Here is a 14888-nt window from a genome sequence, read left to right as displayed (position 1 = left end):
CAACTGCCGCCCCCGGCGGAGGCAGTTCAACTGGGTACAGCCTAGGGACCGTACACCACGCCGCCAAGTCACATGGAGTGGCCTGTGGATAACAATTGGGGTCAGGCCCGTCCTAGCAAGGCTCGGAGCGCCAGCCTCAACCGACCTGGTTGTAGCCCATTGGGTTTGAACTCTGCCAACGCCAGTGGTCTTCGCACATCTGCCGCAGGTCACGGCGAGCAGCCCAACTCAGGTCGGCCAACGCTGCCGACGGATCGGCGTAGCTGACAGCAGCATCGCCAGGACGCCGTCCTGCAATCTCAAACGGGATGGGCTTGCCGACAACCGCACCGAAAGCCTCGATGACTTCCATAACCGACGATCCCTTGCCTGTGCCGAGGTTCCAGCGGAATACTCCCTTTTTGTTCGCCAAGTAGCCAAGTGCGGCAAGGTGCCCAGCGGCCAAGTCCATGACATGGATGTAGTCGCGTACACCGGTACCGTCGGACGTCGGGTAGTCATTGCCAAACACTTTGACTGTTTCCCTGCGGCCCACCGCAACCTGGGCAACAAATGGCAGCAGGTTGTTGGGGATGCCGCTGGGATCTTCGCCAATCAGGCCGGATTCATGGGCACCCACGGGGTTGAAATAACGGAGCAAAGCGATACTCCAACTTGGGTCAGCGGCTCCCAGATCAGTGAGGATGTCCTCGATCTGTTCCTTGGTGCGTCCGTAGGGGTTGGTCGCGTCCAAGGGCTCTTTTTCGATGAGCGGCACTTCTTCGGACGCGCCGTACACGGTGGCCGAGGAGCTGAACACCAACTGACGGACATCATGGGCATCCATGCTGTGCAACAGGTTCAGCGTTCCCACAACGTTGTTCTGGTAGTACCAGAGCGGCTTTTCGACCGACTCCCCCACGGCCTTCAATCCGGCGAAGTGGATGACTGCTTCGAAGCCACCCTCGGTGAAAAGCTTGTCGACTGCCTCAGCATCAAGTAGGTCCAGTTGCCTGAAGTCGACCGCCCGTCCAGTTAGCTGCTCCACTCTCCGCAGTGACTCGCGGCTTGAGTTCATCAAATTGTCGAGCACGACGACGTCGTGTCCTTCTTCGAGGAGACAAAGCGTGGTGTGCGATCCGATGTAGCCGGCGCCGCCGGTGACCAGTACTTTCATGCAGGACAGTTTAGGCTAACCCTTTCCTTAAACCGCATGCGGTTAAGGAAAGGGCTTGTTGAGTATGCCTCACCGTTAGGATATTCAGCATGACTAACCCGGAACCAGGCCAATCACACAGTCCTCAACTTCCTCCCAGTGAGGTATTAAACGTGGGGGTGTCCATGCTCACCCTGGTCCCGGGCGGGATGGGTGGCAGTGAGACTTATGCCCGAGAGTTGACTCGGCAGCTAGGTGCTTCCAAAACTGTGAATGCCACGTGCTACGTCAATGAAGCAGCGAGAGGTTTCTCCGAAGGAGCGCAGGAGGTGGTTGTTTCGGGGTTGAGTGGAGGGGCTTCCACGCTGTCGCGACTGGCCACTCTGGTGATGGGGATGGCGAAGCGGAACACGATTCTGCGCAGAATGCGTCCGATGGACGTATTCCATGTCCCGTTCACCGTTCCGCTGCCTAGGCCGCCGAAGGGCACGCCGTTTGTTCAGACACTGCTGGACGTTCAGCATCTCGACCTTCCCGAGCTGTTCGGCACCGCCGACAAGCTCTACCGGAAGGTCTTCTATGAGAAAGCCGCGCGCGACGCGGACGCCATCGTGACCATCAGCGACTTTGCCAAAGAGAGCATCGTCAAGCACCTCGGCATCGCACCGGACAAGATCTTCACCGCGCATCTGGGCGTCAACGCCGAAGAGTTCATACCGAATTTCGGACCGCGCGAAAGTTTCATCATGTACCCGGCCCGAGGGTGGAAACACAAGAACCACGCCAAGCTTTTCGAAGCCATGCGGTTGCTTCAAGTCACCAACCCCGAGCTGCGCCTCATCCTGACAGGCGGGGCCTTGGACACACTTACGGACATTCCCGCCAACGTGGAGGTCCGCGGCCTGGTTCCGCTCGCCGAGCTCAGGGAACTGTACCGCAGCGCCGCCTGCATGGTGTTCCCCAGCCTTTACGAGGGGTTCGGCCTGCCGCCGCTGGAGGCCATGGCTTCGGGCTGCCCCGTGGCAAGCTCAACCGCCGGTTCACTTCCTGAAATTGTTGGAGACGCCGCCGAATTGTTCGATCCGCAGGACCCTGCGGCCATCGCCACGGCGATCCGGAACGCCATCGCCAGAACCGACGAGCTGCAGCGGCTTGGCCTGGAGCAGGTGCGCAAGTTCACGTGGGAACACTGCGCCGATGTGCACGAACAGGCGTACCGCTATGCACTCAATCAGCGCTCCACAGCAGCGAGCACCGTTTGATCACCCGTTACACGCCGCCTCTGAGCCAAAGCTCCCTGCCATATATAGTTGCTGTAGCCCCGCAAACAATCTGTAAGGACCTCTTCCCATGCCCCGTGCGCTAATCACCGGAATCACTGGCCAGGACGGCCTGTATCTCGCAGAGCTCCTTCTCTCGAAAGGCTACGAGGTGTTCGGCCTCATCCGAGGACAGAACAACCCCAAGCACGATCTGGTCCGCCAGACCGTTCCGGGCGTGAAGCTGCTCACCGGCGACCTCACCGACGTCTCCTCACTGGTCCGGGTGCTCGGCGTTGCCCAGCCGGACGAGGTCTACAACCTCGGGGCAATTTCCTTCGTGGCTTACTCCTGGGAGAACGCGTCCCTGACCACTGACGTCACCGGCAAGGGCGTCCTGAACATGCTCGAGGCAACCCGCCTGTATGCCGGGGACGACATCTCCAGGGTGCGCTTCTACCAGGCGTCCTCGTCCGAGATGTTTGGCAAGGTTCAGCAGGTGCCCCAGACCGAGGAAACCCTCCTTTGGCCCCGGTCCCCCTACGGTGTAGCCAAGGTCTTCGGCCACTACATGACCATCAACTACCGCGAGTCCTACGGCATGCACGCATCAAGCGGCATCCTCTTCAACCACGAGTCGCCGCGCCGAGGTCCGGAATTTGTTACCCGCAAGGTTTCCATGGCTGTTGCACGGATCAAGCTGGGACTCCAAGACGAAATCGTCCTTGGCAACCTGGACGCCAAGCGCGACTGGGGCTTCGCCGGGGACTACGTGGAGGCCATGTGGCTGATGCTGCAGCAGCCCGAAGCTGACGACTACGTCATCTCCACCGGCGCAACGCACTCCATCGAAGAACTCCTCCAGGCTGCCTTTGACGCCGCGGGCCTCGACAACTGGCGGCAGTACGTCCGGCAGGACCCCAAGTTCATGCGCCCCGCCGAAGTCGATCTGCTTATCGGTGACGCATCCAAGGCCCAGGAGAAGCTCGGCTGGAAGCCGAAGGTCTCCTTCAACGAACTCGTCAAGATGATGGTTGAGAACGACATTGCCGAGCAGACTGCCTTGATGCGGTGAACCCGCTCAGCGAGGCGGGACCCGTTCCCGTCGGCACCGCCTTCCTTACCGGGGTAACGGGCCAGGACGGGTCCTACCTTGCGGAATCACTGCTCTCCCGCGGATGGGAAGTCCATGGCCTCATCCGCGATGAACTGCGGCCGGGAGCGCACGAGGGGGAAACAACCGTGGACGGGGTGGAATACCACGTCGGAGATCTTTCACGCCCGGATGCTGTGGGCTCCATTCTGGAATCGGTCAAACCTGACCTGGTCTTCAACCTCGGCGGCATCAGTTCGGTGTACCAATCGTGGCAGCACCCCTACGACACGGCGCTGATCTCAGGTGCCTCGGTCGTCTCAATGCTGGAAACCACCTGGCAGCTGCAGCAGGCCACCGGCAAAGAGATCCGCTTTCTCCAGGCCTCGAGTGCCGAGCTGTTCGGCGAGGCGGAGTCGGCGCCGCAGAGCGAGACCACCCCGATCAGGCCCATCTCCCCCTACGGCGCCGCGAAGGCGCTGGCGCACCACACCGTCAGCGTCTACCGGAGCCGTGGCATGTTCGCTTGCTCTGCGATTCTCTACAACCACGAGTCGGTGCGACGGCCGGGAAAATTCGTCACGCGCAAGATCACATCGGGAGCTGCGGCCATCGCGGCGGGCAAGCTGGACAAGCTTTCGCTGGGAAACCTGAACGCTATCCGGGACTGGGGCTGGGCTCCGGACTTCGTCGACGCCATGGTGAGGATTATCCACGCACCCGAGCCTGACGACTTTGTCGTCGCGACCGGCGTCTCGCACTCCGTCCAGGACTTCGTGGAGGCGGCCTTCAAAGCTGTCGGCATAGACGACTGGCGCGCGGTGGTGGACGTTGACGAATCTTTGGCTCGTCCAACCGACGCTGCGGAGATGAGGGGCGACATCTCCAAGATTTCGTCCCGGCTGGGCTGGCGTCCTTCCGTCGATTTCGACGCCCTGGTTACTGCCATGGTTCGGCACGACCAGTCGCTCCTCGCAGGCAAATAGGTTCCCGCAAGTTTCACATTGGCAACAGCTAGCACTCTGGTTACACCCGTAACATTGGTGCTACATTGGCCGGGTCATAAAGATGATCTGGAAACGGCACAGCTGTCCCCCACCGTCCGAAATGACAAAACCAATTGGTTTCTAATTTTGCGATGTGTGGGGATCTGCGCGTTGCTGGCCGGAGCAGAACATGAGTCTCAGCAAAGTCACAAGCGCACGTGCGGGCGCAGCAACTTCCTTCGGCGTTCGGGTACTGGCCGCGGCCCTTCTGACCTCAGCCCTGGTGTGCAGTTCCTTCGTGCCGGCCGTGCCGGCTTCCGCCGCCGAACAGGTTACGCCGTCACCGTCGTCGACACCCACACCGGCGACCGTTTCCACTGCGGCGCCGACTACGGACACCGCAACTGAAGGCCCGACGGCGTCCGCTCCGGCTTCGTCGTCGGGCGAGGCAACAGCGGCCAGCCCGGCGCCGATCCCCACCGAGGCAGTTCCGCCGGGATCGACGGTCGACGCAGAAACGCAGTCCAAGCTCAAGGCCGCCCAGGGGGTAGATGGCGCGCACATGGGCCAGGGGCTGCAGCAAAAGCTCGGGATGAGGGCAACCTCCGAAGCAGCCGTGGCGTCAACACAGGCCACATACATGCCGCCCGGCATCCAGGGGCTTGATGTCAGCAGCCACCAGGGCGACGTAAATTGGCAGCAACAGCGCAACATGGGCGGGCTGTTCGCCTATGTTAAGGCGACAGAAGCCCTAAACTACCAAAACCCCTACTTTTCCAGTCAGTACAACGGCTCCCGCAGCGTTGGCATGATTCGGGGCGCCTACCACTTCGCGATCCCGAACGTATCTTCCGGCGCCTCGCAGGCGAATTACTTCGCGTCTAACGGTGGTGCCTGGAGCGGCGACGGAACCACCCTGCCTCCCCTGCTGGATATCGAATACAACCCATACCCGGAACTGGGCAACACCTGCTACAACTTGTCCCAGAGCCAGATGGTCCTCTGGATTGCGGACTTCTCCAACACGATGTACACCCGGACAGGCCGCTATCCAGCGATCTACACCACCACAGACTGGTGGACACAGTGCACGGGCAACAGTCCGGCGTTCCGAAACCAGCCGCTCCATATCGCGTCCTACCGGGCTGACAGCCCCGGGACATTGCCGGCCGGATGGTCCAAGTACGCCATCTGGCAGTACAGCAGCCAGGGCCCCTTCGTCGGGGATTCTAATGTGTTCAGTGGGAGCTATGCAGAACTCCAGGCGCTGGCCACCGGCTATGATCCCGTCCTCAATAAGTACGCAGCCATGGGCGGGGTATCCAGCAGACTTGGCGCGCAAACCCTCCCGCTTTACTGTGGCCTGCTTGGCGGCGGCTGTTACCGGCAGTATGTCGGTGGCCAAATTATCTGGCATGCCAACACAGGTGCGCAGGCGGTTTATTTTAGCTCGATCGGAGCGACGTGGCGGTCGTCAGGTGGTGTAGACGGCCGGCTCGGCTACCCAACTTCTGATGAGACGTGTTCGGCGTCCGCCTGTTTGCAGAACTTTCAGGGTGGCTCAATCTACTGGAGCACGTCCACGCCTGCCGTTTCGGTATTCCAAGGCGGCATCGGTCAGCGATGGCTTGCGATGGGAGGCACAGCCAGTTCCCTCGGGTATCCAACAGTTGCCGAATCGTGCTCGGCAATTGCGTGCAGTCAGCCGTTCCAGGGCGGGCGAATTGTCTGGACTGCAGACACAGGAGCGTGGGCACTCACTAAGAGTGCGATTGCCTCGAAGTGGACCAGCCTGGGTGCCGAAACTGGAAAGCTTGCCTACCCGGTCGACAATGAGTCGTGCAATTCAGTTACTTGTATCCAAAACTTTCAAGGTGGATCCCTGACCTGGAGTTCCGCCGCAGGACCGGTACCGGTCTGGAACACCCTGATTGGATGGAAGTGGAGGTCACAGGGCGGCCTCTCGGGGCTTCTGGGTGCGGCACTTTCTGCAGAAACCTGTGGGGCGGTGTCCTGCCTGCAGGCTTTCACCAGCGGCGAGGTTTTCTGGGCGCCTGATACAGGTGCCCAGATACTTGCCAGCGGCGAAATCTCCAAGAAATGGAAAGCCTCGCAATCAGACAGTGGCCGGTTCGGGGCCCCAACCGGCGACACTGCCTTCTGCAACGATAAGGAATGCTTCCAGGAATTCACCGGCGGAAAAATCCTCAAGGATCCGGTCGCAGCGGGACCCGCATTTGGCGTGCTCTGGCGCACCGGGATCGGATCCTTGTGGCACGGCATGGGCGGTCAGCAGGCCCGCCTCAGTTATCCCACGGCGGATGAGACATGCCAAGGCTCAACATGCCTGCAGTCGTTCAATGGCGGAACAATCTATTGGACTCTTGAAACCGGTCAGTGGGCTGTCTACAACGGAAGCATCGGAAATCTCTGGAAGGCGCTCGGAGGTGCTGGCGGACGTCTGGGGTACCCTACGAGCAACGAGACCTGTGGCGTCGATTCCTGCCGGCAGAATTTCCGCGGTGGCGACATCCTCTGGTCTTACGCCACGGGGGCAGTAGCCGTCTATAAGGGCAGTATTGGCTTGCTGTGGTCCTCGATGGGCGCAGAATCCGGCAGACTGGGCTTTCCTACTTCGTCAGAAACTTGCGCGGCCACTTCCTGCACCCAAGGGTTTGTCGGTGGGGAAATCCTATGGGCTTCAGGAGTTGGCATGGGTGCCGTCTACAACAGCGGTATTGGCGGAATATGGCGGTCTAACGGGGCCCAACAGGGTTTCTTCGGATTTCCCACAAGCACAGAAACGTGCATCACCAACGAGTGCATGCAGTACTTCAAGGGCGGCTCAATCAGGTGGAGTGCGACGGCGGGCTACACCACTACCCGGTACTGAGTCTTCCCGTCCCCACTGCAACCCAGTTGTAGGGCCCCGTGGGATCCTACGCCGTAGGAACAGCAGTGCGGCGTGAGAGTGCCACCGTGTGGATCGACACACCAAACAGTGGACCCACCAGCAGGGACACGACGGCCCTGACGTCCGCGTCCAGGGGCAGCAGGAGGACCACCAGCGTAAGGACGCCTGCGCTCACCCAGCCGACAGAAGATACCCGGTGCCGGTTGAGGGCTACACACATACCGCCGGTGAGCGTGAGCAGCGCCAGCACTGCGGCGGCAGCGGTCAGCCCAGCGAGGACCCACGGTGCTACGTGGTAGTCCGGGCCAAACAGCAGGACCATTAGCCAGGGTCCCAGGAAGTACGCCGCCACGGCGCCCACAACCGCGACGCCGGTAATTGCGAGGGCGATCGGCCGGAGTGCCGCAAGGCCGCGGTCGCGGTGCCGGACGAAATGGGCGATGGCGACGCTCTGGAAGGTTCCCAGTGGAACCATCAGCGGTGCCCTGGTCAGGAGTATGGCAAGCAGCAGCGGAGCCGACGCGAGGTATACGTCAGCCGGTGTCGTGATCCGATACAGGATCGGGAATCCGACAACGAGCGACGCGCTGGCGGCCGTCGAGATGCTGGCGTGGCCCACTTTCCGTGCAAAGTCGCTGACGGGAACGGCCAACGGCATCCTGAACGCGGACCGCAGCCCGGGGCTGAAGACGGCTACCAGCCCCCAGGCGAGGGCACCGGCGGCTGCCGCGGCTGCCAGCCCGGCAGTGGAACCCGCCAGCAAACCGACGATGAGGACAAGGACCAGCCGGAACGAGGACTCGGAAGCGACGAGGGCCGAGAAATTGCCCCAGAGGTGCCGGCCGCTGAGGACGCCCGCCAAGGCGGCGTGGACGGAAAAGGCCACGCAGGCACCGGCGAGGACGAAAACCAGCACCACCCAGTGGGGGCCCAACACTGCGCGGCCCCATAGCAGGGACGTCAGAACCAATACGAGGGCGACCCCGGCGGCAATGCCGAAGACCACTGCGAAGAGGGGCACTGTTCGGGGCTGCTCCGTGCCGCCGCGGGGCTTGCCGGCAGGGTCCGTGCCCAACGCGGTCACGTACCTAATGATCTCCGTTTGAAGGCCGCCGAGAATACCGAACAGCAGGAAGAGCGCTGACCAAAAAGCCAGGAACTCGGCGTTATCTGCCTTGTTCAGTACGCGCGGCACAAACCAGATGACCAGGTACCCGGCTGCAGCAGAAGCAATCGACGCCAATCCCACGGAAGCCGCCTGGCGTGCAGCAATAGTCGACTTCTCCGGTGCCCTGCCTTCAGTGTGCGTCATCCGTTAAGAACCGGGGCTGCGGGGGTCAATGTCCGGATAACTTGGGAGGTCATGGCAACATATTAGTATCGGATACGGACGGGCACTCAATTGAAGCCGCCGCCCCGGCACCCGTGAACGAGCTCAGTTGAGCTAGGACAACCCGTGGAAGTTGGAAAATGCCGCTCGATATTTTTGTACCGTACTGGGGCGATCCGTCGCTGCTCAAGGAAACAGTCGCGAGCGTCTTTGCACAAACCAACGGGCACTGGATACTCACGGTCATCGACGATTGCTACCCCGATCCCTCCGTGAAGGAGTACTTCGCGACGATCGATGATGAACGGGTCTCCTACCAGCGGAACGAATCCAACAAGGGCATCACGGAGAACTACCGCACATGTGTTTCCGAGGCCACGCAGGACCTCATGGTGATCCTCGGCTGCGACGATGTGCTCCTGCCGAACTACGTGGACGTCGTCCTGCAGGCCCACCGCGATTTTCCGGACGCTTCCGTGATCCAGCCCGGTGTCCAGGTCATCGATGAAACCGGGCGGATTGTCAGGTCCCTTGCCGATTCCGTTAAGCGGAAGTTCGTCGGACCCAAAACCAACGCCACAACCGTTCTGGCCGGGGAATCCCTCGCCGTCAGTCTCTTGGGCGGCAACTGGCTGTACTGGCCTTCCCTCGCCTTCCGGACGGATGCAATCCGCAAGGTCAACTTCCGCGACGGCCTCCCCATCGTCCAGGATCTGGCGCTGGTCATGGACATCGTCCTGCAGGGCAGATCGCTGGTTCACGTCCCCACGCTGGCGTTCTCCTACCGCCGCCACTCCGCAAGTGCCTCGGCTGCGACGCTGACCGACGGAACGCGTTTCGCCGGGGACCGGGAGTACGCCCGCATTGCCGAGGACCTTTGCCGGGCGAAGGGCTGGAAGAAGGCCGCGATGGCAGCCCGTGTGCGCTGGACATCGCGCCTGCACGCCATCACCCTCATGCCGGGAGCCCTGCTCTCCCGAAATCCGAAAGCGGTCAAAGCAGCATTCGGGCACGCGTTCGGTCACTGAGCCGCGCCAGTCCTATGAGAAACTGGACCTTGCAGACGTCCGCCCCAGAAAGGTTTCACTAGTGACCCCCTCAACGTCATCAACAACGTCCACTGCCAAACGGGGTACTGTCCTCGTGACGGGAGGCGCCGGGTTTATCGGATGCGCCATTTCCCCGGCCCTGGTGGCGGGGTTCGACCGAGTGGTAGCTGTGGACAGCCTGCACCCGCAGATCCACGCCAGCCAGTCGCGGCCGGAGGAACTCGATCCCGCCGTCGAGCTGATAGTTCGTGACATCACTGACGCTCAGACCTGGGACGAGGTGCTCGCTGGTGTCACGCCCGACGTCGTGATTCACCTTGCCGCCGAGACCGGAACCGGACAGTCGCTGGAGGAATCCACACGACATGCCATCGCCAACGTGGTGGGCACCACGCAGATGCTGGATGGCCTGAACCGCAGCGGCAAGCTGCCGCGCCGCATCGTCCTGACGAGCAGCCGCGCTGTATATGGAGAAGGTGCCTGGAAGTCGGACGCAGACGGCGCCCTGTTCTATCCCGGCCAGCGATCAAACGAAATCCTGTCACGCTCACAGTGGGATTTCCCCGCGGCCCAGCCCGTGGCGATGTCTGCTTCGGTCGTTGCCCCGGCTCCGGTCAGCGTGTACGGCTCCACGAAGCTCGCCCAGGAGAACATCCTGGAGTCGTGGGCCAAGTCCTACGGGGTCGAAGCCGCCGTGCTGCGCCTCCAGAACGTTTACGGTCCAGGCCAGTCCCTTATCAACCCGTACACCGGGATCATGTCCCTCTTCTGCCGGATGGCAAAAGCCGGCAAGTCCATCCCGCTTTACGAGGACGGCGAGGTGCGCCGCGACTTCGTGCTGATCGACGACGTCGCCGCAGCTGTGGTTGCAGCCGCTGTCGCTGACGAGGCACATGATGGTGCCCTCGACATCGGCTCGGGTGAATTCCAGACCATCCGCACGGCCGCTGAGATCATCAGCCGCCACTACGGCGCACCGGAGCCGCACGTCACGGGCCAGTTCCGCCAGGGCGACGTCCGGCATGCGTGGGCTGATGTGGAGCCGGCCAAGGCCGCGCTGCCGTGGGAACCCCGCTACGACCTGGAGGCCGGCATTGCACGTCTTGCTGAATGGATCGACGGGCGCTTGCCGGCAGAGGCAAACCTCTAGGATTACTGCCCGCTAGCGACTGCTTGGGCACACAAAAGGGCCTCCGGTATCGATTGGGCGATTACACTCAACTGATACCGGAGGCCATCATTTTTTACGTCGGTTAACGTGGGCGCGAACCATACACGCACCCGCGGTCACCGCGCCGTCGTGCTAGTGTCTTCCTGCCGTTGTGATTCCGGCTTCCGACGGGGAGTCAGCGGACACAGATACGCCGTCGTTCGCGGCTTCGGGAGGCACCACCGCCGGAACTGCAGACGGCACCGATGCTTTGCGCCGCCGGACCGCACGCATGACAGGCCGCTCCACCAGCAGCCAGCTGAGCGTGGCCAGGACCAGAGTGCCGGCACCGGAGGCCAGGATGTAGATTGCCATGCCGCGGTTATGCACACCATAGAGCGCCAGCAGCTGCTGAACGGGCCAGGCATAGATGTAAAACCCGTAGGAGACATCGTGGATATGGATCAGCTTCGGTGAGGGAAGCACTGACGAGACCCACAACAGGCCGTAAGCGATAAACGGGCCGGCAAGCTGGCCTCCCCATACGGGAATAGCGAAAATGCAGAGCGCCGCCGCCGCGATTGACCCGATGCCAGTGGCCCAGTGGAGGCCAACCCATTTGGAGATCGACTGGACAAGGGCTCCGCCAAGGAAGAACGGCACCAATTTCGCCAGCAGGGAGAAGTCAGTGTCCTGCAGCAGGGGCATGACGGCCGGCAGGTTCGCGTAAACTGCGACGCTTGCGCCGAACGCCAGCGCGAGCGGCAGCGGTGAGCGCCGGACCCACGCCAGGCCGCCAATGGCCGCAATGATCAGATAGCAGAGGAATTCGTAGTAGAGGCTCCACAGTGACCCGTTCCACGAGCCGGCAAAGGGCACCGTCGCGGGAGTCAATGCGACATCGTAGTTCTTCATCTCCAGGAACAGGTTAGAAAAGACGAACCGGAGCGGCGTCGTTTCCGTGGACCAGTAGCCCGTCAGAGTGCCGTTCTGGCGCAGGAATCCCAGCGGAGCAAACACGAGGACCGTGACCGCGAGGCACGCCAGGAATGCGGGATAAATCCTCGCGACACGGTGTACGAGGTACTCGCCGAGGCCGTTGGTGAAGCGGCTCCCGGTGATCAGGTATCCGCTGAGGGCGAAGAAGCCCGCAACAGCCCAGCCGCCCAGGTTCTCACCGCGAAGATGGGGCCCCTCCCCCGCACCGGCCAGATAGAAGCTGTGGGCAAAGAGCACCATGGCTGCCAGGCCCAGCCTGATCATGTTCATGCTGTTGTTGCGCGAATCCAACGCCTTGCCCCAGCGCGGTCCGGAACCCTGCGGCTCAACCCGGCTCGGGGCAGCCGAAGCGGCCAACGGCTTTCGCGTGCTTTGGGATGTGGCGGAGATCTCCTCCACTAGCTCAGCTGCCCGGGTTTCTCGGCTTCATCGATCGCGATGCGGCGCGAGAGCTTCGTGAGGGCGTTTTCAGCGTGCCGGAAGCGCTGGTAGGTGGTGGCCATGAAAACGAAGAGGGAAACTACCGTGCCGTAGAGCACCAGGTCGGTTCCTCGTCCGATGCCAAGGAAGCCCGCAACCCGGGTGAGGGCCTCAGGAAAGAACACCGACAGCGCCGCGACGACTGCGAAGATCATAAGCAGGATGCGGCGTACGGCCAGGTGCCGGGCGTTGGAACCGCCGCGCATCAGGGCGAGCGAGACAACCATGACGGCAGAAACGAGGACAATTTGGACAATGATTAGCAATCCGACACCTTGGCTTGTTGAAGAACTGGGGGCTATTTGAAGAACAGTTCGGCCACGATGTTGACCGAGTTCAGCAGCGACTGTCCCTTGGACTTGGAATAGTCCGTGTAGATGATCTCCACGGGGTGCTCCGCATATTTCGGCTTGAGCCTGGCCAGCTGGTTCACCAGCTCGGATGCATGGGCCATCCGGTTCTGGGTCAGGTGGATGTTGGAGGCGACCCGGGGGTTAAAGGCGCGCAGCCCGTTGTGCGCGTCGGTCAGGTTCATACCTGTGGCAAGCCTGGACTGAATGGCTGCCGTCTTGAGAACGAGCCGTTTCGCTGACGAGAGCTTTGTGCGGTCGTCCAGGAAGCGCGAGCCGAGGATGATTTCGGCCTCCCCCGATTTCACCCGCTCCGCCATGGCCATGGCGTCGTCAACCCGGTGCTGGCCGTCGGCGTCGAACGTTACGATGCACTCCAGTTCCGGATCCTGCAGGGCGAACTCGATGCCGGTCTGCAAGGCAGCACCCTGGCCCAGGTTGATGGGGTGCTGTACAACGACGGCGCCGGCCGCCCGTGCCTTCTCCTGAGATCCGTCCGTGCTGCCGTCATCAACGCAAACGACGTGGGGGAACTGCTTCCGCAGCCCCTCGATGACCGAACCTACGACAGTAGCCTCGTTGTACATGGGGATTACGATCCAGGTGCGACTCACAGATCAATTGTTGCATATGGCACGCCGCCGGCTTGGCAGCGGCACCGGAACACGATGCCGCTGCCAAGGCCCCAAATCCGGCAATTTATACCCGGTCCAGGCCGGGCCGGCGCCCTCCGGCTAGCTCAGGTACTCTTTTAGCCTGCTGGCGACGCTGGCCGGATGAAAGCCTGTGGACTGGATTTTTGCCAGGTCCAGCACGCTGTTCAGCGGCCGGGGTGCGGCGGCCTTGCCTTTGAAGTATTCTTCGGTGCTGACGCCGGTAACGGCTGTCCGCGGCCGCCCTGACAGCTCGTACACGTCCGCGGCAATGTCCGCCCAGGACTGCGGTTCACCGTCGTTGCTCAGGTTGTACGTGCCGTACGCGCCGCCGGATTCGAGCAGGTGCCGGATGCCGGCGGCGATGTCCGCGGTGAAGCTGAGTCGGCCGATCTGGTCATTGACCACGGACGGGCCGATGCCGCGGCCGGCGAGGGACGCCATGGTGCGGACGAAGTTGTTGCCTTCGCCGATGACCCAGCTGGTCCGCACGATGTAATGACGGGGAACAACGCTGACAACGGCATCACCGGCCGCCTTCGTCTGCCCGTATACGCCAAGCGGCGTGAGCGGTTCAGCCTCATCGTGGCTCTCACGGACGCCATCGAAAACGTAGTCGGAGGAAACGTGCACCAGGGTGAGGTCATGCTCGACGGCGGTCCGGGCCAGCCGGGACACTGCGGCGACGTTGACGGCCCAGGCAGCGGTGCGGCCTTCTGCGGTTTCCGCGGTGTCGACTGCGGTGTACGCGGCGGCGTTAATGATCGTCGAGTAGTTTTCCCAGTTCCGCTCCGCGAAGGAGGCTTCGCTGGACAGATCGAACCCGGCCCGGCCGGCGAACTCGACGGTCGCGTCCCCGTCGTACAGTTCCCGCAGCGCCTTGCCCAGCTGTCCGTCGGCACCGACAACGAGGATCATCTTCGCCGGCATCGGCACGACGTCAGCGAGGTGGGGGTGGGCCTGGTCCTTATCGGACAGCTCAGCGTCCGCCAGCGGGACCGGCCACTGGATGGCTGCGGTTTCGTCGGCGAGGTTCAGAAACGTGTACTGGCCCTGCGCATCGGCGGACCAGTGATCGTTGACCAGATACGCGTATGCGGTGTTGTCTTCCAGGGTCTGGAAGGCGTTGCCCACGCCGCGGGGAATGAAGATCGCCTGGCTGGGATCGAGTTCGGCAGTGAAGACTGCACCGAACGAAGGTCCTTCGCGCAGGTCCACCCAGGCACCGAAGATCCTGCCCGTGGCGACGGAAATGAACTTGTCCCACGGCTCGGCGTGGATGCCGCGGGTGGTGCCGGCCTTTTCGTTAAAGGAGATGTTGTTCTGCACGGGGCGGAAGTCCGGCAGTCCCAGGGCCACCATCTTTTCCCGCTGCCAGTTTTCCTTGAACCAGCCACGGTTGTCACCATGGACCGGCAGGTCATAGAGGACGACGCCGGGGATCGGGGTTTCGTGCGCGGTCAGCTTCTTGGAGAACTCGATCGACATTG

At 62.2% G+C, this 14888-nt stretch carries 12 protein-coding genes; 6 read left to right on the top strand and 6 right to left on the bottom strand.

The window, feature by feature from the left end; all coding sequences use genetic code 11:
* Window positions 1–136: 136 nt before the first annotated feature.
* Window positions 137–1156, bottom strand: coding sequence for a UDP-glucose 4-epimerase GalE (gene galE / locus ACQCSW_RS07995; RefSeq protein WP_426990265.1), 1020 nt, complete (start codon window positions 1154–1156; stop codon window positions 137–139).
* A gap of 89 nt (window positions 1157–1245) precedes the next feature.
* Here galE and ACQCSW_RS07990 point away from each other — a divergent pair, with 89 nt between their 5' ends.
* The 4 genes from ACQCSW_RS07990 to ACQCSW_RS07975 all read left to right on the top strand — a co-directional run bounded on the left by ACQCSW_RS07990 (window position 1246) and on the right by ACQCSW_RS07975 (window position 7366).
* Window positions 1246–2397: a glycosyltransferase family 4 protein gene (locus tag ACQCSW_RS07990; RefSeq protein WP_426990264.1), complete on the top strand. Its 1152-nt coding sequence runs from the start codon at window positions 1246–1248 to the stop codon at window positions 2395–2397.
* Window positions 2398–2485: 88 nt separating this feature from the next.
* Window positions 2486–3469, top strand: coding sequence for a GDP-mannose 4,6-dehydratase (locus ACQCSW_RS07985; RefSeq protein WP_104172283.1), 984 nt, complete (start codon window positions 2486–2488; stop codon window positions 3467–3469).
* Window positions 3466–4473 (top strand): GDP-mannose 4,6-dehydratase, encoded by a 1008-nt coding sequence (locus ACQCSW_RS07980; protein ID WP_426990263.1) that lies wholly within the window; start codon window positions 3466–3468, stop codon window positions 4471–4473. Before ACQCSW_RS07985 ends, ACQCSW_RS07980 begins: the two co-directional genes overlap by 4 nt.
* A 190-nt stretch (window positions 4474–4663) precedes the next feature.
* A complete protein-coding gene (locus tag ACQCSW_RS07975; RefSeq protein WP_426990262.1) occupies window positions 4664–7366 on the top strand; it encodes a GH25 family lysozyme in 2703 nt (900 codons plus the stop codon).
* 46 nt (window positions 7367–7412) lie between these two features.
* On the opposite strand, the gene ACQCSW_RS07970 is transcribed toward ACQCSW_RS07975, so the two are convergent.
* On the bottom strand, window positions 7413–8699 hold the full coding sequence (locus ACQCSW_RS07970) for a hypothetical protein (RefSeq protein WP_426990261.1): 1287 nt from the start codon (window positions 8697–8699) through the stop codon (window positions 7413–7415).
* Window positions 8700–8857: 158 nt separating this feature from the next.
* Between ACQCSW_RS07970 and ACQCSW_RS07965 the strand changes: the two genes are divergently transcribed.
* Complete coding sequence (locus ACQCSW_RS07965; protein WP_426990260.1) at window positions 8858–9745, top strand: glycosyltransferase; 888 nt, start codon at window positions 8858–8860, stop codon at window positions 9743–9745.
* Between the two features lie 61 nt (window positions 9746–9806).
* Window positions 9807–10916, top strand: coding sequence for an NAD-dependent epimerase/dehydratase family protein (locus ACQCSW_RS07960; protein ID WP_426990259.1), 1110 nt, complete (start codon window positions 9807–9809; stop codon window positions 10914–10916).
* 153 nt (window positions 10917–11069) lie between these two features.
* Here the strand turns inward: ACQCSW_RS07960 and ACQCSW_RS07955 are convergent, their stop codons facing one another.
* The 4 genes from ACQCSW_RS07955 to ACQCSW_RS07940 all read right to left on the bottom strand — a co-directional run bounded on the left by ACQCSW_RS07955 (window position 11070) and on the right by ACQCSW_RS07940 (window position 14886).
* Window positions 11070–12314 carry an acyltransferase family protein gene (locus ACQCSW_RS07955; protein WP_426990258.1) on the bottom strand — a complete coding sequence of 415 codons (1245 nt, stop codon included), beginning with the start codon at window positions 12312–12314 and terminating at the stop codon, window positions 11070–11072.
* Window positions 12314–12661: a DUF2304 domain-containing protein gene (locus ACQCSW_RS07950; RefSeq protein WP_426990257.1), complete on the bottom strand. Its 348-nt coding sequence runs from the start codon at window positions 12659–12661 to the stop codon at window positions 12314–12316. The genes ACQCSW_RS07955 and ACQCSW_RS07950 overlap by 1 nt, the downstream gene beginning before the upstream one ends.
* 32 nt (window positions 12662–12693) lie before the next feature.
* The gene (locus ACQCSW_RS07945; protein ID WP_426990256.1) at window positions 12694–13359 is read right to left on the bottom strand and encodes a glycosyltransferase family 2 protein; all 666 of its coding nucleotides are present in this window, start codon (window positions 13357–13359) and stop codon (window positions 12694–12696) included.
* Window positions 13360–13479: 120 nt separating this feature from the next.
* Complete coding sequence (locus tag ACQCSW_RS07940; protein WP_426990255.1) at window positions 13480–14886, bottom strand: sugar nucleotide-binding protein; 1407 nt, start codon at window positions 14884–14886, stop codon at window positions 13480–13482.
* Between the last annotated feature and the right edge of the window lie 2 nt (window positions 14887–14888).

The sequence above is a fragment of the Pseudarthrobacter sp. Y6 genome, assembly GCF_050156205.1.
Lineage (GTDB): Bacteria > Actinomycetota > Actinomycetes > Actinomycetales > Micrococcaceae > Arthrobacter.
The sequence above is the reverse complement of the archived record's forward strand: the minus strand, read 5'-3'. Positions and strand labels throughout refer to the sequence as shown.

What these genes read in the sequence shown, in the direction of transcription:
- galE (WP_426990265.1), bottom strand. Translation starts at nt 1,156, where the DNA reads ATGAAAGTACTGGTCACCGGCGGCGCCGGCTACATCGGATCGCACACC.
- ACQCSW_RS07990 (WP_426990264.1), top strand. Translation starts at nt 1,246, where the DNA reads ATGACTAACCCGGAACCAGGCCAATCACACAGTCCTCAACTTCCTCCC.
- ACQCSW_RS07985 (WP_104172283.1), top strand. Translation starts at nt 2,486, where the DNA reads ATGCCCCGTGCGCTAATCACCGGAATCACTGGCCAGGACGGCCTGTAT.
- ACQCSW_RS07975 (WP_426990262.1), top strand. Translation starts at nt 4,664, where the DNA reads ATGAGTCTCAGCAAAGTCACAAGCGCACGTGCGGGCGCAGCAACTTCC.
- ACQCSW_RS07970 (WP_426990261.1), bottom strand. Translation starts at nt 8,699, where the DNA reads ATGACGCACACTGAAGGCAGGGCACCGGAGAAGTCGACTATTGCTGCA.
- ACQCSW_RS07965 (WP_426990260.1), top strand. Translation starts at nt 8,858, where the DNA reads ATGCCGCTCGATATTTTTGTACCGTACTGGGGCGATCCGTCGCTGCTC.
- ACQCSW_RS07940 (WP_426990255.1), bottom strand. Translation starts at nt 14,886, where the DNA reads ATGTCGATCGAGTTCTCCAAGAAGCTGACCGCGCACGAAACCCCGATC.